The organism is uncultured Thalassolituus sp. (assembly GCF_950066645.1).
Taxonomy (GTDB): domain Bacteria; phylum Pseudomonadota; class Gammaproteobacteria; order Pseudomonadales; family Oceanobacteraceae; genus Thalassolituus.
The window spans coordinates 1-20,921 of the sequence record NZ_CATMFB010000023.1 but is presented as its reverse complement, the minus strand read 5'-3'; the positions used below and the strand labels follow the sequence as shown (position 1 = coordinate 20,921).

General features: G+C 52.4%; 15 protein-coding genes. 5 read left to right on the top strand and 10 right to left on the bottom strand.

What is annotated here, in order from left to right; translation table 11 throughout:
* Window positions 1–69: 69 nt before the first annotated feature.
* The 4 genes from Q1L85_RS15935 to Q1L85_RS15920 form a co-directional block, all read right to left on the bottom strand.
* Window positions 70–1,659 (bottom strand): peptide chain release factor 3, encoded by a 1,590-nt coding sequence (locus Q1L85_RS15935; protein ID WP_300428387.1) that lies wholly within the window; start codon window positions 1,657–1,659, stop codon window positions 70–72.
* Between the two features lie 91 nt (window positions 1,660–1,750).
* A complete protein-coding gene (locus Q1L85_RS15930; protein WP_300428386.1) occupies window positions 1,751–3,778 on the bottom strand; it encodes a TRAP transporter large permease subunit in 2,028 nt (675 codons plus the stop codon).
* A gap of 179 nt (window positions 3,779–3,957) precedes the next feature.
* Entirely contained in the window at window positions 3,958–5,340 is a 1,383-nt protein-coding gene (locus tag Q1L85_RS15925) for a ribonuclease J (protein WP_300428385.1), read from the bottom strand.
* 7 nt (window positions 5,341–5,347) lie between these two features.
* On the bottom strand, window positions 5,348–5,758 hold the full coding sequence (locus tag Q1L85_RS15920) for a DUF393 domain-containing protein (RefSeq protein WP_300428384.1): 411 nt from the start codon (window positions 5,756–5,758) through the stop codon (window positions 5,348–5,350).
* 62 nt (window positions 5,759–5,820) lie between these two features.
* Between Q1L85_RS15920 and ilvD the strand changes: the two genes are divergently transcribed.
* Together ilvD and Q1L85_RS15910 are read left to right on the top strand one after the other, a co-directional pair.
* Window positions 5,821–7,659, top strand: a complete 1,839-nt coding sequence (ilvD, locus tag Q1L85_RS15915; RefSeq protein ID WP_300427537.1) for a dihydroxy-acid dehydratase — start codon at window positions 5,821–5,823, stop codon at window positions 7,657–7,659.
* A 212-nt stretch (window positions 7,660–7,871) separates the two neighbouring features.
* Window positions 7,872–8,990, top strand: coding sequence for an OmpA family protein (locus Q1L85_RS15910; RefSeq protein ID WP_300427536.1), 1,119 nt, complete (start codon window positions 7,872–7,874; stop codon window positions 8,988–8,990).
* Window positions 8,991–9,036: 46 nt separating this feature from the next.
* Here the strand turns inward: Q1L85_RS15910 and ccoG are convergent, their stop codons facing one another.
* Window positions 9,037–10,380 (bottom strand): cytochrome c oxidase accessory protein CcoG, encoded by a 1,344-nt coding sequence (gene ccoG / locus Q1L85_RS15905; protein ID WP_300427535.1) that lies wholly within the window; start codon window positions 10,378–10,380, stop codon window positions 9,037–9,039.
* Window positions 10,381–10,495: 115 nt separating this feature from the next.
* Here ccoG and Q1L85_RS15900 point away from each other — a divergent pair, with 115 nt between their 5' ends.
* The gene (locus tag Q1L85_RS15900; protein WP_300427533.1) at window positions 10,496–11,884 is read left to right on the top strand and encodes a PLP-dependent aminotransferase family protein; all 1,389 of its coding nucleotides are present in this window, start codon (window positions 10,496–10,498) and stop codon (window positions 11,882–11,884) included.
* 48 nt (window positions 11,885–11,932) lie between these two features.
* Here the strand turns inward: Q1L85_RS15900 and Q1L85_RS15895 are convergent, their stop codons facing one another.
* Window positions 11,933–12,376, bottom strand: a complete 444-nt coding sequence (locus tag Q1L85_RS15895; protein WP_300427531.1) for a hypothetical protein — start codon at window positions 12,374–12,376, stop codon at window positions 11,933–11,935.
* A 49-nt stretch (window positions 12,377–12,425) separates the two neighbouring features.
* The gene (locus tag Q1L85_RS15890; protein WP_300427530.1) at window positions 12,426–13,829 is read right to left on the bottom strand and encodes an FAD-binding oxidoreductase; all 1,404 of its coding nucleotides are present in this window, start codon (window positions 13,827–13,829) and stop codon (window positions 12,426–12,428) included.
* Window positions 13,830–14,030: 201 nt separating this feature from the next.
* Here Q1L85_RS15890 and serA point away from each other — a divergent pair, with 201 nt between their 5' ends.
* Complete coding sequence (serA, locus tag Q1L85_RS15885; protein ID WP_300427529.1) at window positions 14,031–15,260, top strand: phosphoglycerate dehydrogenase; 1,230 nt, start codon at window positions 14,031–14,033, stop codon at window positions 15,258–15,260.
* Between the two features lie 290 nt (window positions 15,261–15,550).
* Here serA and modF read toward each other — a convergent pair whose 3' ends face one another.
* Together modF and Q1L85_RS15875 are read right to left on the bottom strand one after the other, a co-directional pair.
* Window positions 15,551–16,972 (bottom strand): molybdate ABC transporter ATP-binding protein ModF, encoded by a 1,422-nt coding sequence (gene modF / locus Q1L85_RS15880; protein ID WP_300433579.1) that lies wholly within the window; start codon window positions 16,970–16,972, stop codon window positions 15,551–15,553.
* A gap of 210 nt (window positions 16,973–17,182) precedes the next feature.
* The gene (locus Q1L85_RS15875) at window positions 17,183–17,527 is read right to left on the bottom strand and encodes a histidine triad nucleotide-binding protein (RefSeq protein WP_300427526.1); all 345 of its coding nucleotides are present in this window, start codon (window positions 17,525–17,527) and stop codon (window positions 17,183–17,185) included.
* Window positions 17,528–17,702: 175 nt separating this feature from the next.
* Here Q1L85_RS15875 and pgm point away from each other — a divergent pair, with 175 nt between their 5' ends.
* Window positions 17,703–19,346 carry a phosphoglucomutase (alpha-D-glucose-1,6-bisphosphate-dependent) gene (gene pgm, locus Q1L85_RS15870; RefSeq protein WP_300427524.1) on the top strand — a complete coding sequence of 548 codons (1,644 nt, stop codon included), beginning with the start codon at window positions 17,703–17,705 and terminating at the stop codon, window positions 19,344–19,346.
* 3 nt (window positions 19,347–19,349) lie between these two features.
* Here the strand turns inward: pgm and Q1L85_RS15865 are convergent, their stop codons facing one another.
* Window positions 19,350–20,621, bottom strand: coding sequence for a diguanylate cyclase (locus Q1L85_RS15865; protein WP_300427523.1), 1,272 nt, complete (start codon window positions 20,619–20,621; stop codon window positions 19,350–19,352).
* Between the last annotated feature and the right edge of the window lie 300 nt (window positions 20,622–20,921).

Here is a 20,921-nt window from a genome sequence, read left to right as displayed (position 1 = left end):
AGGCAAGATTTACGCGAAACTAACACGCCATCTGCCCCTATGCTGGCCATGACCCGGAGTGCAATGTGATCAATGCTCGCGGGTTGCCTTAAATTTCACGTCTGGCCAGCGCTCTTCGGTCAACGACAGATTCACGCGGGTCGGAGCTATATAGGTGAGGTAACCACCACCATCAATAGCCAGGTTTTCTGCACCTTTGCGCTTAAAGTCTTCAAGCATCTTGTTGTCATCGCAATACACCCAACGGGCTGTACTGACCGACACTGGCTCATAGATACATTCGACTTTGTACTCATCACGCAGACGCTGCTGAACTACGTCAAACTGCAGCACACCAACCGCACCGAGAATCAGGTCGTTGTTATTGAGCGGCATAAACAGCTGAGTCGCGCCCTCTTCTGACAGCTGCTGCAGACCTTTTTGCAGCTGCTTCATTTTCAGAGGATCTTTCAGGCGTACACGCTTGAACAGTTCGGGTGCGAAGTGTGGAATACCAGTGAACTGCATATCGTCACCAAAGGTGAAGGTATCACCAATCTGAATGGTGCCGTGGTTATGCAGACCGATGATATCGCCGGAGATCGCTTCTTCTACTGCAGAACGGTCGCCAGCAAGGAAGGTCACCGCGTCGGCGATCTTCACGTCTTTGCCAATACGCACGTGTTTCATCTTCATACCTTTCGAGTAAGTACCCGAACAGATACGCATAAAGGCGATACGGTCCCGATGTTTCGGGTCCATGTTTGCCTGGATCTTAAAGATGAAGCCGGTGAATTTGTCATTATCAGGAACAATGGCACCCTGATCTGTTTCACGCGGCAGCGGTGCAGGCGCCCATTCAACGAAGTAATTGAGCATTTCACGTACGCCGAAGTTCGCCAATGCCGTACCAAAGAATACCGGCGTCAGCTCGCCGCGCAGGTACTCATCCAGATTGAACTCGTGGCTTGCCGCCTGTACCAGTTCAATCTCTTCGGCCACTTCGTCGATCAGCTCCTGCCCCAGCAGCGCAACGGCTTCTGGTGAGTTGAGACCTTTGATCTGCACGTCATCAGGCACCACGCTTGCCTGCCCTGGCTTAAACACGTGAATTGTGTCGGTCATCAGGTCATAGATACCTTTGAACGCCTTACCCATGCCGATTGGCCAGGTGACTGGAGCACACTTGATCTTAAGAACGGTCTCAATCTCATCGAGGACTTCGATGTGCTCACGGACTTCACGGTCCATCTTGTTGATGAAGGTAAAGATCGGGGTATCACGCAGACGGCAGACATCCATCAGCTTGATGGTCCTGTCTTCTACACCTTTCGCACCATCAATAACCATCAGTACAGAGTCAACGGCCGTCAACGTACGGTAGGTATCTTCCGAGAAGTCTTCGTGTCCCGGGGTATCCAGCAGATTGACCATGCGGTCGCGGTAAGGGAACTGCATCACTGAGGTGGTGATCGAGATACCACGCTCCTGCTCCATCTGCATCCAGTCAGACGTGGCCATACGGCCGGTCTTCTTGCCTTTTACCGTACCGGCAAGCTGAATCGCATTCCCGAACAGCAGCAGCTTCTCGGTGATGGTGGTTTTACCGGCATCCGGGTGAGAAATGATGCCGAAGGTACGGCGCTTGCCGACTTCGGCGATAAATTCTGCGTTAGACATGTGACATCTGAGCTGGAATGAATAAAGGCCGCTATTCTCCCCGAAAGCGGCCTTGTGTTCAAAGGGTAACCCGACACATGATCAGCCAGCGCTATTGATAGAGTTGATACACCAAGGGTCCGAAGGCAACGATGACCAATGCCGTTGCCATGGTGACCAACGGCAACAGGATCTTCTCATTGCGGTACCAGAAGCTTTCACCCTCCACTTCAAGCTTCGACAGGCGGATTTCTTCTTCGCCAACCACCTGCCGAGTCAGAAGGTGATTCAAAGCAACCGGCGGACTCAGATACCCCAGCTCAAAGGCCACCAAGGTCACCATCCAGAAATGAATCGGGTCGATGCCTGCTTTATAGGCGATACCGGCAATCGTCACGCTCACTAACAACACGGCACCGTATGGGTCCATGATCATGCCGATCAACACCAGTATCGTGATCAGTACCAGCATGGCCATCCAGACGGAGCCAAACTCCGTTGGTAGCATCTGCATCAGTTCTGCGCGTTCTATCACCCCGCCAATGGTCATAGTAGTGCCCATCAATAAAAGCAGCGCGCCAATATGAACCGTGGATTCTGCCGTAGAGGATTTCAGCGTAGAGAAGACCGTCGGCTTTGATTCTTCACCGTTCTTCTCCGGCGCTCGGCCACTATTTTCCCCACCGACTCGCGCAGTCAGACGTTCATAGGCCAATATCACCACCAGCAACACAGGCAGAATAACAGGCGCAGAGAACTCATCCAGGTAAGCGTCTAACAAAAGCGCGTAGGCAAACAAGGTTCCTGCAATTAACAGAACGTAAGGAATCAAAGGCTTAAGTGCCGGTAGAAATGCCGCAAGGTTTATCCCGCTTGATGAGTTTCCTGCGGTCTCTTTCTTGCTGGTAATAAAGGCATAAAACGCAAACAAGGCTGTCGTCAGCATAAAGACTTTTACGCCCCAGCCGAACAACTGATCTGTGGTTACTTCATTATTTAATGCAGCAACGATGACCACCAGCAGGCACGGCCGCAATACCACACCCAGCGAGCCGGACATTGCTGTCGCCGCTAACGCCAGCTGTCGTCGAGCCCCTGCACGGCGTACTTCCAGATACACCAGGCTACCCACCGCAATCACGAAAATACCCGAGCCACCGGTATACGCCGTAGGAATTGCCGAAAGCGCCACAGCAACCACCGCAAGCATTTCAGGGCGCAGGTTTAATGGCCGCAGTGCATCAAATACTTTCTGCGCCATATCGGTACGCTTAAGCAGCATACCGATCAGAACGTACAGGGCGACGTTAAGCATAAGCGCCGCCATTTCCATCATCTGATTGATATAGATGCCAAGACCCGAGGTATGCCCTGCCAGCAAAAAATAGCCGCCAGAGATAATGGTCATAATGGCGTATAGGGGAACCGACAAGAGTGCGTTGGCAACATTGCCGCCCTGCTCTGCCTCCGCTGGTAATTTCAGCATCTGGTACAGACAAGTCAGCGCCGCCGAACCAAAGCCAATAATCCATACCCAGAGCAGCACTTTCTGTCCGGAATTCACTTTAATTCCAGACGATAATACATCTCCCTGAAAGCTGGTCATCGAGGTAAATAAAATCCCAAAGGCCAGCAATTGCGCAAAGGCCGACACCCGGAAATCCAGTTTCGTAATGGCCGGACGTAACGAAATATGGTGACGGCGCGTCAACGCAGTACCCGCACACAGGAGTACCAACACAGCAAACAGAACACCGGCGATTTTCATACGGATATCGCCCAGTTCAGCAATACCCTGCTCAATCGTGCGGAACACTCTGACCACAGGCGTAATCCGCTCGACCGCGTTTTCATAACGGCGATAGCGGAAGCGGCATTCTTCCTGAGCGGCAACTAATGACTGGCGTATGACCTCTGGCGGAAGCGGCTCTGAAGCGAGTAAGTCAAACTCATCGTCTGCCTGCTCTTCCTGTTCGCGCAGCTTTCTCTCCAAGGCCTGTTCAATATCCTGGTTCGGGTCGCACGGCGGAGCAACCGGGTCAGTACGAAGCAGGTAATAGCCTTCCCAGGTGCGTTCAGCAAATTCCAGCATCTGGCCATGCACATTGACGCTGGTATTGAGCACGACGGCTAAGGCCATGATCAGGAATGCCGGCATGGTGGAGAGAATTAAATATAAAAATTCAGACCGAGATTTCGCCTGACCAGCAGCGTGTCCTGTAGGCTCCATAAGAGTATCCGTCCTTTTCTATTACTTATTTTTATTCGTTTACTATCGGGTACTGACAGACAGAAAGATTAAAGCAATAGCGCTGACGGTTAAACGACTTTTACCAACCCGCCTTTTTCATACCCCAGTCGCCCGGTCTGAACTTTCTGGCGTTGAATGCCGGGCACCGGGCTCAGCATAAAGATATCGCCGTTACGGCCCGTCATGGTACGTGGCACACCGCAGCCTTTGGCAAGGCCAGCGTGAGCGCGCATGTGCTCTTCTTCGCCATGCACCGGAATCGCGATTTCTGGCTGCACCCATTTATACAGGGTTTCGAGCTCCTCCTGCGCCGGGTGCCCGGAAGCATGAATAGGAATATCGACGTCATCGGCAGTAATGACTTCAACGCCTCTCGCCTGCAGCTGTTTGATCAGGCCTTCTATCGCTTCTTCGTTACCCGGTATCGCGCGGGCACTGAAGATCACCCGATCGCCGGGATCAAGGTCAAAGTCAGGATGCGTGCCCGCAGCTAACCGACGCAGCGCCGTGCGTGGTTCCCCCTGACTGCCAGTCGCCACAGCAAGAACCTCATGACGCGGGAGGTAGCCCAGGTGACTGGTCTCTACTGTGCCTGCGTTATATGGCCAGACACCCGCACGTTTTGCGCAATTGTACATATTCACCATCGAGCGGCCGTACAAACCCATATAGCGACCAGTGTCATCGCCGATCTGAGAAAGCGTCACTAAACGAGCAATATTGCTGCCGAAACAGGTAACGATCACCCGACCTTTTGCACCTTCAATGTATTTGCGCAGGCCGTCGTACAGGGCACCTTCTGAAAACGAATGGCCGTTGACGGTGGCATTAGTGGAATCACACACCATGGCCAACACGCCTTCTTCAGCGAGCTGACGATACGTTTCTTCTTTATAGCCGTGGCCAACAACTGGATCCGGATCAAGCTTCCAGTCACCGGTATGGAATACGTTACCGACTGGAGTACGGATCATCAGCGCATTCGGATCAGGGATGGAATGCGTCAGCGCCAGCCACTGCACATCAAACGGGCCAATGTGCAGGCGTTCGCCGGTTTCAGGGATGATAATTTTCACCTGATGCAGCAGACCGTGCTCTGCGAGCTTCTTTTTGAGTACTTCAGCAGTAAAACGCGTGCAATAGATCGGGCAACGCAGCTTGTGCCACAGATACGGCACTGCACCGACGTGGTCTTCGTGGGCATGAGTAATAATCAGACCGGCGAGTTGGTCTTTGCGCGCTTCTATAAATGCCGGATCTGGCATCTGGGTTTCAGGTTCGCCGCTATAATGTCGGGTTCCGTCGGCAGATACACGCCCCGGCTTAGGAAAGGTCACACCGCAATCCACCATCAACCACTGGCCATCATGGCCGTAGAGGTTCATGTTCATACCAATCTCACCGGTGCCGCCTAAGGGCAGGAATACGAGATCAGAGCTTGAGGGAGTCATGTCAGAATCAGTCCTTTTTCGGAATATCACACCCTGTGGGACCGCAGGAGTCACAGCGTTCCTGCCCTGTCAGCCAACCGGACACTTTGTAGCGATTACGGGCAAACCAGAGGTAGGCCTTATCTGCGAACCAGCGGATCACTGGCCACCTCAGAGGCGCAATCCAGAACCCTTTGCCCACCAGAGACCATGCGCGATAGGTAACATCCAATCCTAACAGCAGTGATCCATCCGCAGTATTTGCGTGGAGAATCGTTCTCGCTGCCTGCGGGTCGATATGCGGGTAGAGCTCGGCAAACCCCTCTTGCTGAATATCAACCAGAGTGAGTCGTCCATCCCGGTCAGCCTGGCGCAGGTGTGCCATTTCGCGGACACACAAAGGACACTGGCCATCATAATAAAGGGTAAGTTCAGACATGCACGCAACCTCTCTGATTGATACAATGCCCCACTATTTTACGTATAAAGAGATGAGAGATCATGCCTCAGTATCGTTCCAAGACGTCTACCGCCGGCCGCAACATGGCCGGAGCCCGCGCCCTGTGGCGTGCGACGGGTATGAAAGACGATGATTTCCAGAAACCTATCATCGCCGTTGCGAACTCATTTACCCAGTTTGTACCGGGGCACGTGCACCTGAAAGACCTGGGTCAGCTGGTTGCTCGTGAGATTGAGAAGGCCGGTGGCGTAGCAAAAGAATTCAACACCATCGCCGTCGACGACGGTATCGCTATGGGTCACGACGGCATGCTCTACAGCCTGCCAAGCCGTGAAATCATTGCTGACTCGGTGGAATACATGGTTAACGCGCACTGTGCGGATGCCATCGTCTGTATCTCGAACTGCGACAAAATCACCCCCGGAATGCTGCTCGCGGCTCTGCGTCTGAACATCCCTGTGATCTTCGTATCCGGCGGCCCGATGGAAGCCGGTAAGACCAAGCTGTCAGAGCACAAGCTTGATCTGGTCGATGCCATGGTCATCGCCGCTGACGACTCGGCCTCTGACGAAAAAGTAGCCGAATACGAGCGCAGCGCCTGCCCGACCTGTGGTTCTTGTTCTGGTATGTTCACCGCGAACTCCATGAACTGTCTGACTGAAGCATTGGGTCTGGCTCTGCCGGGTAACGGCTCAGTACTGGCGACCCACGCCGACCGCGAACAACTGTTCCTGGAAGCAGGCCGTCGCATCGTTGAAAACGCCAAGCGTTACTATGAGCAGGACGATGAGTCTGTACTGCCGCGCTCCATCGCCAGCTTCAAAGCGTTTGAAAACGCAATGACGCTCGATATCGTGATGGGCGGTTCCACCAACACCATCCTGCACCTGCTGGCTGCCGCTCAGGAAGCCGAAGTCGACTTCGACCTGAAAGACATCGACCGTCTGTCACGCGTGGTTCCTCAGCTGTGTAAAGTGGCTCCGAACTCACCTAAGTACCACATGGAAGACGTGCACCGTGCAGGTGGCATCATGGGTATTCTCGGCGAAATCGACCGCGCGGGTCTGCTGCACAATGACCTGCCAACCGTTCACAGCGCGACCATGAAAGAAGCGCTGGATAAGTGGGACATCATGCGCAACCCAAGCGAAGAGGTGGTGCAATTCTATAAGGCCGGTCCTGCGGGCATCCCAACGCAAACCGCATTCAGCCAGAGTACGCGCTGGCCGACGCTGGACGGCGACCGTGAAAACGGTTGTATCCGTAGCATCGACAACGCCTACTCACTGGAAGGCGGTCTGGCGGTTCTGTACGGCAACATTGCCCTCGACGGCTGTGTGGTTAAAACCGCCGGCGTAGATGAGTCTATCCACGTATTCCAGGGCCGTGCGCGCATCTTCGAAAGCCAGGATGACGCAGTTAAGGGCATCCTGAACGATGAAATCGTTGCCGGTGATATCGTCATCATCCGTTACGAAGGCCCGAAAGGCGGCCCGGGCATGCAGGAAATGCTGTACCCAACGTCTTACCTTAAGTCGAAAGGCCTGGGCAAAGAATGCGCCCTGCTGACCGACGGCCGCTTCTCTGGCGGTACTTCTGGCCTGTCAATTGGTCACTGCTCCCCAGAGGCTGCCTCTGGCGGTGCCATTGGCCTGCTGAAAGACGGCGATATCATCAACATCGATATCCCGAACCGTTCGATCAATGTCGACCTGACCGCTGAAGAGCTGTCTCACCGTCGCCATGAGCAGGAAAAACTGGGCTGGAAACCCGCAGCGGAACGTCCACGTAAAGTGACCACCGCTCTGAAGGCCTACGCTAAGTTTGCCACCAGCGCAGATAAAGGCGCGGTGCGTGACAAGGCAATGCTGGACGATTAATCCAGCCTCATTGCCTGAAAATCCAGAAAAGGTCGGTTTAATACCGACCTTTTTTTTATTTAATTATTTATTCCCACTTTTATTTCCTTCCGGATTTTCCCGGCTATTTGGCTGAACAGGAACTTTTCTCTGATCCCCTCATCCGATATAACTGAACCGTCATATTGAGCTCTCAGTATGTGCGATACATAATTATTTTAAAGGGAACAACCGTGAAACGTACTCTACTTGTCAGCATTCTCGCTGCCAGTGGTATCGCCAATGCCGATACCCCTTATTACATCACCATTGGTGGTGCTCACACCGACCACGAAGTGACCAAAGATTACTTCGACGATTACATCAAACACAGTTACGATCTGGAGCTGTCTGGTGGCTACATGATCGACAAAAGCACCGCGGTGGAGCTGAGCATCGTTCAGCCTTCGCCAGATCAGAACGAAGGTCGTGCGGACGTAGAACAGGCACGCCTGAGCGGTTTGTTCTTTTTTGGTGAAAACACCATCAAACCATACCTGACTGCGGGTCTTGGCTACGGTAAAGCATCTCTGGATAACTTCGCGGAAGAAAATGCGCTTCTGAGTGTCGGTGCTGGCATACAGGCTGACATCACAGATCGTTTTTTCGCTCGTGCGGAGTACCGCTACGACGACATGGTTAATGAGGTCATTGAACACAATAACTATGTACTGGAAGCCGGGATGCGCTTTGGTTCAGGCACAGTGGCACAACATACCGGCTCAGTTCATAACGATATGACGGACGATGTCAAAGCGGCTCATGATGCAGCGGCTGCGGAACAGAAAAAAGCTCAGGCAATGACCGAAGAGCAGACCAGAAAGGCTGCAGAACAGGCTAAAGCCGAGGCTGCCGCAGCGAAAGCCCGGCTGGCAGCAACCGTTGACAGCGACAAAGACGGCGTCGTCGATATTAAAGATAAGTGTCCGGCAACCCCAGAAAATACCACTGTCGACAGTGATGGCTGCCCTGACTTTAAAGGCAAACTGCAAGGTGTGTACTTTGAAACCAGCTCAGCAAAACTCACTGAAAACAGTGAAACGATTCTGGATGAGGCTGCTGCCGAGCTGAAACGCTATCCTGATCTGGAAATCGAAGTGCAGGCATTTACCGATAGCCGTGGCAGTGACGCACTCAACCTGAAAATCAGTGAAGACCGGGCTAAATCAGTCCGTAACTACCTGATTAATAAAGGTGTCAGTGCAGAGAAACTAACGGCAAAAGGTTATGGCGAAGCCAACCCAATTGCAACGAATGACACAGCAGAAGGCCGTGCGAAGAATCGTCGCGTAGAGCTTAGCGTTAAGAAGTAATCTGATATCAGATTAAAATATCAAGCCGCACAACGTGCGGCTTTTTTTAATTCCCATAAAAGAATGACGTTGTTTTATGGACTTCATCCATATCACTACGCACAATAAATTCGATGTCAGTTTTTCGTGGCAAAGGTCGGTCTACACAGAGCTGATAACGTTTCAAAGAGCTACCGACCTCTCTCACAACAAAGCTGGAAGCCCCTTTTATTGCCACACCTTCGAGCCCTTCCACTCTCACGTGTACCTGAGTATCCCGCCCGGCAAAGGTATCGACTTCCAGGTCGTAACTATTGCAGACGGTATCATCGGGCATCACCTGATACAGGCTCTGGCGATCACGCGTCACCGCTACAGATAATTCAGGCCGCAATGAAATAAAGGCAATCAATGCGATGAGTGATAACGAAAAGACCACGACATAACCGCCTGATCGAAGATTCAGAAAAGGCGATGGCAGTCCCTTAAGAATATTGTGTGAGCGATAGCCAATCAGCCCGCGGGCACGACCCAGTTTATCCATCACGCTGTCGCAGGCGTCGATACAGGCACCGCAATCAATGCAGGCAGCCTGTAATCCTTCCCGGATATCAATGCCTGTGGGGCAGACCTGAACACAGAGTTTGCAGTTTATACAGTCGCCGTCTTTGTAATTACCAACGCCCGCCCCGCCTTCTCCGCGTTGCGCATCATATGAAACAGTCCGTGTATTATCGTCAAACATTGTGCTCTGAAAACGGGAATAGGGGCAGGCATGGAGGCATATTTTTTCACGCACCAGGCCAGCGTTCAGATACGTCAGCGACCCCATCAACAGCACCCAGCCCCAGACAGCCATATCTGGCGAAGTCCCAATAAGGCCTGTAAGAATTTCCCTGACGGGAACGAAATAGCCGGTAAACGTAATGGCAGTCCATAGTGCCAATAATCCCCATATAAGGTGCTTGCTGAACCTCCTTATCCACTGCGAAAGCGTCAGCCCCTCGCTGTCAGCCCTGCGTCGATTCCATGCGCTGCCCTCAGTAAATTCTTCGACGGCTAGAAACATCCAGGTCCAGATACTTTGAGGACAAGCCATCCCACACCAGACGCGCCCGATCAGGGCCGAGGCCGCAAACAGACCAATGGCGGCAATAATCAGAATACCCGCCATGACAGGCAGATCCTGCCAGCCCCATTGCGTTCCAAAGAAATACAGTCGCCCATCTTCAAATGAAAACAGGAGAACGGGCGCTCCATCCCACTGCAGCCAGACGAGACCAAAATACGCTGCCAGTAGTGGCCAGCTGATCACACGCCTGAGATTGCGGAAAACGCCAGAAAACAGCCTTACATAAATTTTTTCTCCGGACTTGGCCGGAGTCAGTTCTATTGCCGGGATACGTTCCATCCGAACACCCTCACTACATCACGGATGTCACTCAGATTACCCACCCCATCTGTACCAAATAAGATACAGATTATAAAATAATTAATGGTACAGTTAATAAACAGGAACCCGGACCATGGCACACCTATACCTCCAGCTGGAGCAACAGCTGAGCCGCCTGATCACCGCTGGCCGCCTGGTACAGGGGGACAAGCTTCCGTCCATCCGTAGCCTGTGTAATGAATATCAGATGGCCAAGGGCACTGTACTGCACGCGCTGGAACGCCTGGAGGCCCGTGGCCTGATTGAGGCACGCCCCCGTTCGGGGTACTACGTATGCCTCGCAGCGGAGCAGAAAATTCCTTCAGACTTTGTACCCGCCCCGCTTGAAGCCAGAGTTAGTGATGTTCTGCTGGAGATCATGCAGGCGGGGTCGGCTTTCGATCTGTGCCCGGGTGCCGGAGATGAATCAACTACTGGACTGGAGCTGCTGAACCGCTCAATGAACCGGGCGATGCGCCAGCAGAGGGGAAAAAGCCACCTTTACTACGACTCACCCTACGGCCTGGCCCCATTACGGGAACAACTCGGACAGCGCCTTCTGAAACGAGGCCTGACGGTATCGCAGGATGAGATCTGCATCACCTCCGGATGTCAGAATTCATTATTTCTCGCGTTGATGGCGACCTGCCAGCCTGGTGATACAGTCGCGGTAGAAAGCCCTGGGTTTTACGGTGTACTACAACTACTCGAACAACTGAAATTGCGTGTTATTGAGATCCCGTCGTCAAGCCAGAGTGGAATGATGATGGACGCTCTGCAGGCTGCTGCAGAAAAATGGGGCATAAGAGCCTGCGTAGTGTCTCCATGCTTCTCCACGCCGACCGGCGCACTGATGCCAGAACACTCCCGTGTTCGCTTACTGGAGATGGCCGAGGCTCATGATTTCGCTGTCATTGAAGACGACATATATGCCGATACGGCTCTCGGTGTTGTCCCTGATCCGTTAAAAAGCCTGGATACCACTGGACGGGTCATCCTCTGCAGCTCGTTTTCAAAAACGCTGTCAAAAGACCTGCGGGTCGGCTGGATCAGTGCGGGGCGCTGGCATAAGAATGTTGTACAACTCAAACTGGTCACTCAGCTCGCCAGCCCAACATCAGTCCAGAAAGGGGTGGCCGATTTTATTGTCAGTGGTGCCTATACCGCTCACCTGAAGCGCCAGCAGCACCGGCTGAAGCAACAGCGTGATCAGCTTCTGGCTGAAATAAGATCCTGGCAGGGAGTTCATACAACGTCGATTCCGGAAGGAGGTCTGAGTCTTTGGGTCGAACTCACGCCAGAGCGGAATACACTCACACTCTTTCACTCGCTGAAATCGCGGGGCGTGATGATCACTCCCGGCACCTTGTTTTCGAACGAAGATAAATTTAAAAACGCATTAAGAATCAGTTATTTCCATCCATGGAATAAACAACGTCTCAATGCCCTGAACACTATCGCGGCAATACTGAAGAGACCCTGAAGCGCTACTGATCAGCAGTTCACCTGCTCAGGCTTATTCAGAGGTATCTCAGATTTCATTGAGAATTTTTTGCCGCAGATCTGCGTACTCTTCCTCACTGATCAACGCCTTTTCCTTGAGGTCTTTCAACTTCAACAGACGCTGCTCAATCGTCTCACCAGGCTCAGCGTGAGTCTGCGGAGAAGGCGTCTGGGTACAACGATATAAGTCCGCGCTCATCTGCGTTTTTGTCACCACCTTCACGCCACCGACAAGGCTTGGTTTGCGCATATCCTGTTGCTCAAACAAAGTAACTATCAAGGTATCTGCATTTTCCTCTTCAGCCTGACGACTCAGCTCAGAGCGACAATGCTCTTCTGCATCACTCTTCTGTGTCCAACAGGTAGCCTCGGTTACTTTGCTACATCCGGCACTCACCTGATCGACAAATACAGGCTCTGCAACTGACATGGCGGAAATACCCAGAAACGGAATCAACAATAACGACTTCATAAAATTCCTTACATAAAAAACGGGAGCCAGGCTCCCGTTGTTTTCAGACTCAGGCGTCGATCAGTTTGCCCGGGTTCATAATATTGTTCGGGTCGAACACCTGCTTCACTGCACGCATATAGGCGATTTCTGCAGCAGAGCGGGTGTATTCCAGATATGGCTTTTTGGTCATACCTACGCCGTGCTCTGCTGATACAGAGCCCTGATATTTTTCTACGATCTCGAATACCCAGGTCGATACCTTGGCGCAACGCTCGAAGAATTCTTCTTTCGCCAGATCGTCCGGCTTCAGAATGTTCAGGTGCAGGTTGCCATCTCCGATGTGACCGAACCAGATGATCTCGAAATCCGGATATTCACGGGTGACGATTTCATCAATATCACGCAGGAACGGCGGTACTTTAGAAACCACAACAGAAATGTCGTTCTTGTACGGCGTCCATTCAGAGATGGTTTCTGAAATGTCTTCACGCAGGCGCCACAGGTTCGCCGCCTGAGTTTCGCTCTGGCTGATCACGCCATCAACGACCCAACCTTCTTCCATGCACTTTTCGAACTGCACCATGGCCTGATCCATATCGGCATCCGTCACGGCTTCAAACTCGATCAGCGCGTAGAAGTCGGTGCTGGTTTCGAACGGTGCTGGCACATCACCACGGGCCAATACTTTCTTCATCGCCTTGTCAGAGAAGAACTCAAATGCGGTCAGATCCATGGTCGACTGGAACTGGCTCAGCACTTTCATCACGTCATCCAGCTCCGGAATACCCAGTACCAGTACGGTCAGGTTCTTCGGCGTGCGGGTCAGACGCATGGTCGCTTCAGTCACGAAGCCCAGCGTACCTTCACCACCGATAAACAGGTGACGCATGTCATAACCTGTGTTGTTCTTCATCAGGTCTTTGTTCAGCTCAAGGATTTCGCCCTTGCCGGTGACAACCGTCAGACCGGCCACCCAGTCACGGGTCATACCCCAGCGGATTACTTTGATACCGCCAGCGTTGGTTGAGATATTACCGCCAATCTGACTGGAGCCCGCAGAAGCAAAGTCGACCGGGTAGAACAGATCATTATCTTCTGCGAAGGTCTGCAGCTGCTCGGTAATCACACCGGCGCCACACTTCACGGTACGGTCAGTCGCGTTGAACTCAGAGATCTGGTTCATGTAATCGAAAGCCACAACCACTTCGCCATTGGCAGCGACGGCGCCCGCACTCAGACCAGTACGTCCACCGGACGGTACCAGAGCAATCTGATGCTCGTTTGCCAGCTTAACGATGTCGGCCACCTGCTGGGTGGTTTTAGGGAAGACAATCGCCGTTGGCTTCGGCGGGTAGATCTTGGTCCAGTCCTTACCGAAGGTTTCCAGAGAGTCTGCATCAGTGCGCACTTTGTCTGCGCCAACAATGGCTGAAAGCTGCTCAACCAGAGCGTCTTGTGTCAACGTGGTCATGGAGTTACCCGAAGTTGAATGATCTTCACCTCAAATTGAGCAATCTTCGCTTTGATTTGCGACTATGAGGCTCACTTTAATGGTTGTGTATGCTAGCATACGCGCCTTATTTTTCGGAGCGGTTTTCGGCCGCCCACCCTGTCAACCTACCCGGTCTGGCAGGGGACCAGACGGTTTCTACTTACTGATATAGGTACCACCATGGCACATACGTCCCTGGATAAAAGCAAGATCAAGTTCCTCTTGTTGGAAGGCGTTCACCAGTCTGCACTGGATACGCTCAAGGCTGCTGGCTATACCAACATTGAGTACCTGAAGACTTCGCTGCCGGATGACGAGCTGAAAGCCGCCATCAAAGACGCTCACTTCGTGGGTATTCGTTCCCGTACTCAGCTGACCGAAGAAATCTTCGCAGCAGCAGAAAAACTGATCGCAGTGGGTTGCTTCTGTATCGGTACCAACCAGGTTGACCTGAAAGCGGCAACCAAACGTGGTATCGCAGTATTCAACGCACCGTACTCCAACACCCGTTCTGTAGCTGAACTGTCACTGGCTGAGATCATCATGCTGATGCGCGGTGTACCTGCGAAGAACGCCGAATGTCACCGTGGCGGCTGGAGCAAGTCTGCGACCAACTCCTACGAAATCCGTGGCAAAAAGCTGGGTATCGTAGGTTATGGTTCTATCGGTACGCAGCTGTCTGTGATGGCCGAGAGCATGGGTATGGAAGTCTACTTCTACGACGTCGTCACTAAGCTGCCAATCGGTAACGCTAAGCAGGTAGGTTCTCTGAATGAACTGCTGAACATCGCTGACGTTGTTTCTCTGCACGTTCCAGAAACGGCTGCGACCAAGTGGATGATGGGCCCAGAGCAGTTCGCGGAGATGAAACAGGGTTCTATCCTGCTGAACGCATCACGCGGTACTGTGGTTGATATCGACGCACTCGCCGATGCTGTTCGCAGCAAGAAACTGCTGGGCGCGGCTATCGACGTATTCCCGGTTGAACCACGTTCTAACGATGAAGAGTTTGTCACGCCACTGCGCGAATTCGACAACGTCATCCTGACCCCTCACGTAGGCGGCTCCACTATGGAAGCTCAGGAAAACATCGGTAAAGAAGTGGGCGAGAAGCTGGCTCAATACAGCGACAACGGCACCACGACGTCTTCTGTGAACTTCCCAGAGGTGGCTCTGCCATCCAACCCGAACGTTCACCGTATCCTGCACATCCACAAGAACGTACCTGGCGTGATGAATGCTATCAACAGCATCTTCGCCGACAACAACATCAACATTTCAGGTCAGTACCTGCAGACTGTTGAAGAAGTTGGTTATGTTGTGATTGATGTGGCTGCGGATGCGTCGGAGCTGGCTCTGGAGAAGATCAAAGAAGTGGAAGGTACCATCCGCGCCCGCGTCCTGTACTAATAGAAGCTATTGCGCTCGGCCAGGCGTTGTTGGAAGTGGCTTCGGAATGCTCATTTACCCCATGTAAACTGCGCGTCCTCAGCCACTTCCGCCTAGCCTGACCTTCGCTCATAACGCTTCCGCGACGCACGAAAACAAAAAGCACCTTTGGGTGCTTTTTTATTGGCTGGGGTTTATCACGAAGGGTTGTCGATACTGAGAAGGAAGGTATTTGTGCCATGGATGGCACAACTAAGCATACAGGGATGTACTCGCTGCGTCCTTCCGCTCAGTATCGACAAACCAACAGTTCAGACTTCGTATCCACAGGGGTTATCAACACCCAACCGTAAGTGATGACTTACCCCCGCCGGAATCTCGTCCGCATGGTGGGTCACATACAGAAGCGTAATGGTCTTCTGTTCTGACAAGCGACGGATAAACGCCAGTACCATTTCTCGGCTTGGGTCATCCAATCCCTGGCAAGGCTCATCCAGAATCAACAGCGGTGGTTGTTTGATCAGAGCGCGGGCAATCAGAACCAGACGCTGCTCCCCATACGACAGATGATGCAGGCTCTGATTGGCTTTATGGCGCAGGCCGATAATCTCCAGCCACTGCTCGGCCAGACGACGATCATCATCGCCTGCCGCCTGATACAGACCAATGCTGTCGTATAAACCAGAGATCACAGTGGTCAGTACGTTGGTGGTTGCCCGGTATTCCCACTGCAGCGACGACGACACCAGACCAATATGCTTTTTAATATCCCAGATGGTTTCACCGCTGCCACGCTTCATACCAAAAAGATACAGTTCGTTGCGATAGCACTGTGGGTTATCGCCTGTGATCATCTGCAGCAGACTGGTCTTACCGCAGCCATTAGGGCCTGTGATCGCCCAGTGCGCCCCCGGCTCAACCTGCCAGTTGAGACCAGAAAATAGTGTGCGCTCGCCATAGACGATTGAGCCATTCTCCAGACGTACCAGCGGGTCGTCAGCGTTCAACTCGTATTTCACCGGCGCTTCCGGGAATTCTGACAGCGGCTTATCAAAGTGCAGTAATGAATGGACTTCAGGCGAGGTAAGTACCGACTCACGCTCCCCCTGAACCAGTAGGCGGGCATCATGAACAAACGCCAGATGCGTCAGCCAGTCTGGCAGCTCATCCAAACGATTCGCTACCCACAGCAGACGCTGGCCACTTTCGTGAAGTTTAAACAATGCCTCTGCCAGCGCTTCACGGCTCTTGGTATCCAGCCCTTCAAGCGGCTCATCCAGAATCAGCAGGTCCGGTTTCTGCCGCACTGCATTCACCAGCATCACCTTGCGGCTCTCGCCCGTCGATAACGAACGGAAACCCTGCGACAGAATATGCTCCATCCCCAACAGCTGAATCCAGTCTGCGACCTCCGTAACCGGCGCCAACAACTCGCTGACCAGCGTACCAATATCTTTCTGATCCATCAGGTCAGATTCATCTTCACGACGCTCCTGCTCGATCAACGCCGCCTGCGCCTCAAGCGATACAAAGGCGACGCGCTCTGGCAGACCAGAGACCTCACCGTGACTCAAACGCACGTCACCGGCAAACAAGCGCGACAGCACCGTCTTACCGCTGCCATTCGTCCCGATAATGCCCCAGGTCTCACCCGCAGACACCGACCAGTCATCAACAACAAGATTTCGCCCGTCATGCAGACGCGCACGGAGTTCTTTAAATTCGGTTTTCATAAGAAAAATTAAGCAACGGAAGACGTGGAGTGTAACGATTCAAGAGAAAGCATCAGCCAGCGGTGCTTAAATCACAGCCAGTTTAGCGAAAGCGTCAGCGAGGAAGATGTGGCAAGGCAAAAGTTCGCGAGAAGGCGGAGCCTACTGGTTGTAAGTGAGCACTTTGAGCGAACTTTTAACACCGCCACAGCGACGCAGGTAGCTTTATTATCAGCCCGGAGGCCAGGACAGATCACGGCCGCCTATGACATGCATATGTAGATGGAACACCGACTGCCCCGCTCCAGCACCATTATTGATAACCAAACGGAATTTATCCCCAAGGCCTTCCTGCTCGGCAACTTTATTCGCTACCAGCATCATGTGCCCCAGAAGCGCTGCATCCGTTTCTTCGGCGTCACATAAACGCGGGATCGGCTTACGCGGGATAACCAGAATATGCATTGGTGCCGCTGGGAACATATCGCGGAACGCCAGACACTGATCATCTTCATAAACGATCTTAGCATCCGCTTCGCCGCGGGCGATTTTTCCGAAAATAGTATCTTCTGACATGCTGAAGTCTCATAAACAGGTTTGCACAGAGAGTAACCGAATGCCCGAATGATCACCACTGTCCGGTTCAACAGTACCGATGCATCCGCCATTCTTCCGAAACTGTCTGGAAGCTGTCACACGCAGAAGGCACAATACCCACCATTACTAGACGTTTTGTAAGGAAACTCGCCATATGAGCCTACATGAAAGAGCCGGCCAGAAAGCCCTCGCTTCTGATCTTGCCAATATCCCCCGCCTGGTCGCTGACTACTATGTCCGCAAGCCCTCCGACGACACATTGGTAAGCTTCGGAACATCTGGTCATCGTGGCAGCGCCGCAAACGGTTCTTTTAATGAAACGCATATTGCTGCGATCTGTCAGGCGTTAGTTGAGTATCGCCAGCAGAATAATATTACTGGCCCGCTCTATATCGGTATGGACACCCACGCCCTGTCTGAATGTGCATTTATCACTGCTGTCGAAGTGCTGGTCGCCAACGGCATCAGCGTACGTGTACAACAAGGTCGCGGTTACACACCAACGCCTGTAATTTCCCATGCGATTCTGACGTACAACGCTGGGAAAGCCTCCGAACTGGCAGACGGTGTGGTTATTACCCCGTCGCACAACCCACCTCAGGACGGTGGTTTTAAATATAATCCACCGAATGGCGGCCCTGCTGATACGGACGTGACCTCCCAGATTCAGGATCGCGCAAACGAGATAATTAACAGCGGCAGTAAAGACGTTGTACGTATCGATTTTGCTCAGGCCTGGGCATCGGATCTGGTCACAGAATACGACTACATCAAACCGTACGTTGATGATCTCGCCAGTGTGATCGATATGGAAGCCATCGCCAAAGCGGGCGTTAAGATTGGCGTCGATCCGTTAGGTGGTTCCGGTATCGCTTACTGGGATGTCATTGCCGAGACCTACGGTCTGGATATCACAGTGGTAAATGAAAGCGTTGATCCGACCTTCTCATTTATGACTCTCGATAAAGACGGCAAGATCCGTATGGACTGCTCCAGCCCATACGCTATGGCGGGCCTCATCGACTTAAAAGACGATTTCGATATCGCCCTCGGCAATGACCCAGATTATGACCGTCACGGCATCGTTACACCGTCCGTCGGCCTGATGAACCCAAACCACTATCTCGCGGTTGCGATTAACTACTTGTACACCCACCGCCCGCAGTGGTCACAGGATCTCGCCATTGGTAAAACACTGGTGTCTTCCAGTATGATCGACCGCGTCGCCGCCGATCTCGGTCGCACCCTCTCAGAAGTCCCTGTGGGCTTTAAATGGTTCGTGGATGGTCTGTATACCGGTAAGTTCGGTTTCGGCGGAGAAGAGAGCGCAGGCGCCTCCTTCCTGCGTAAAGACGGCACGGTATGGTCAACGGATAAAGACGGCATCATCCTCGCCTTGTTAGCTGCTGAGATTAAAGCCGTCACCGGCAAAGATCCGGGCGAACACTACATCGCCCTGACCGAAAAATTCTCAGCACCAGTCTACAAGCGCATTGATGCTGCAGCGACTGGCCCACAGAAATCCGTTCTGAAAAAACTGAGTGCCGATGACGTAACGGCTGAAAAACTGGCTGGTGAAGAGATCAAAGAAAAGCTGACCCATGCCTCAGGCAATGGTGCGGCGATTGGCGGTCTGAAAGTCACCACAGAAAACGGCTGGTTTGCTGCACGCCCATCAGGCACCGAAGAGATCTATAAGATCTACGCAGAAAGCTTTAAAGGTGACGAGCATCTCGCTCAGATCATTGAAGAAGCTCAGGCGATTGTCAGCGCGACGTTTAAGGCCGCTGGAGTCTGATACCTAATCTGCAGAGAGGGTCGGGTCATGAACCACAACCAGGTTCCGGCCACCCTCTTTCGCAGCGTACAGAGCTTCATCCGCATCCAGCAGTAATTGATGCAACTTGCTCTTATTGGAAGGTGAAAAAGGCGCTACGCCCGTGCTTACCGTCACCCTGATGTAATCATCATCGGGCAGAATAAATAACTGATCTGCCACATAAGATCTGAACTGATCTAACAGCCCATAGGCTTTATCAGTATCCAGACCTGGCAGAATAAGCGCAAACTCTTCGCCACCATATCGAGCCATATGAAACCTGAAGAAAGTCTGCTGTAGATATCCGGCCAACTGCTTCAGGACAGCATCCCCGGCATCGTGACCGTACTCATCATTAATCCCCTTAAAGCTGTCGATATCCATTAGTGCCACAGTAAAGGGCTTGCCCTCTGCCTGAAGCCTTTTAACCAGCGCATCCCCTTCTTCGATAAAGTAACGACGATTTCTGAGGCCTGTCAGATAATCCAGAGTGGCCTGCTCCTGAACGGCAACGAGTTGCTCAAGCGCCTCGATATTGTTCGTCACCCTACAGCTGAATTCTTCCTGCTGAAAAGGCTTCTGGAGGAAGTCGTTCGCGCCCTTTTTAATAAACTGCACGGAGATATCCGCGTCTTCCTGACTCGACAGGCCTATTATGGCCAGTGGCCGCTTATCGTAGCGATGTCTCACCTGCTGGAGAAAAGCAAAGCCATTCATCTCAGGCATATGATAATCAGTAATGATGAGCTTGATAGAGATGTCTGACTCTAACTTCTCAAGTCCCTCAGCCCCATTATGAGCCTCAACAACCTGAAAATTCTGGAGTCTGAGGTAAGACGTTACAGCCTGTCGCATCGTGGAAGAGTCATCCACCACAAGCGCTGTAATTGAGCGATTACGCTCAAGTCGGTTAAGCATTCGCGCTGCATACTGATAGGAGAAGCGATTTTCTTTAATAACGTAATCAACGACCCCGCTCTTGAGGAGCTCTTTACGCTGATTCAGATCGTCACTACCCGTAAGAACAACAACCGGTAAACGCTGATCAAGCAGGTAACTGACCATTTCACCATCAGGCGCATCAGGAAGGTTCAGATCAACCAGTGCGGCGACCACGCTGTCTTTGTGTTCGTTATACAGCTCAATTCCTTCGGCTTTGGTAGAAGCAAACACCACCGGCTCAATGCCCTGCTGTCGCAACGTGTGCTGCAAAATCTTCTGTACGATCGGACTGTCTTCGATAATAAGAAACACATACACCTCCTGAAGCTCTATTGAGTGTAGGCATAATCCAGAGTACTGCGCTGGGGAATACAGATATGACAGGAGAATTGTTCAGGGTTGGACAGGGATGTGACCAAATGAAAAAGCCCCAGTAACTTTCGCTACTGGGGCTTTGAATAGACCGGGGTCGCGATCGACCTTGACGTGTTCGGCAAGCTCGAAATGAAAAAACCCCTGACCACGTTAGTGATCAGGGGTTTTGAATAAGAGCTTGACGATGACCTACTCTCACATGGGGAAGCCCCACACTACCATCGGCGATGCTGCGTT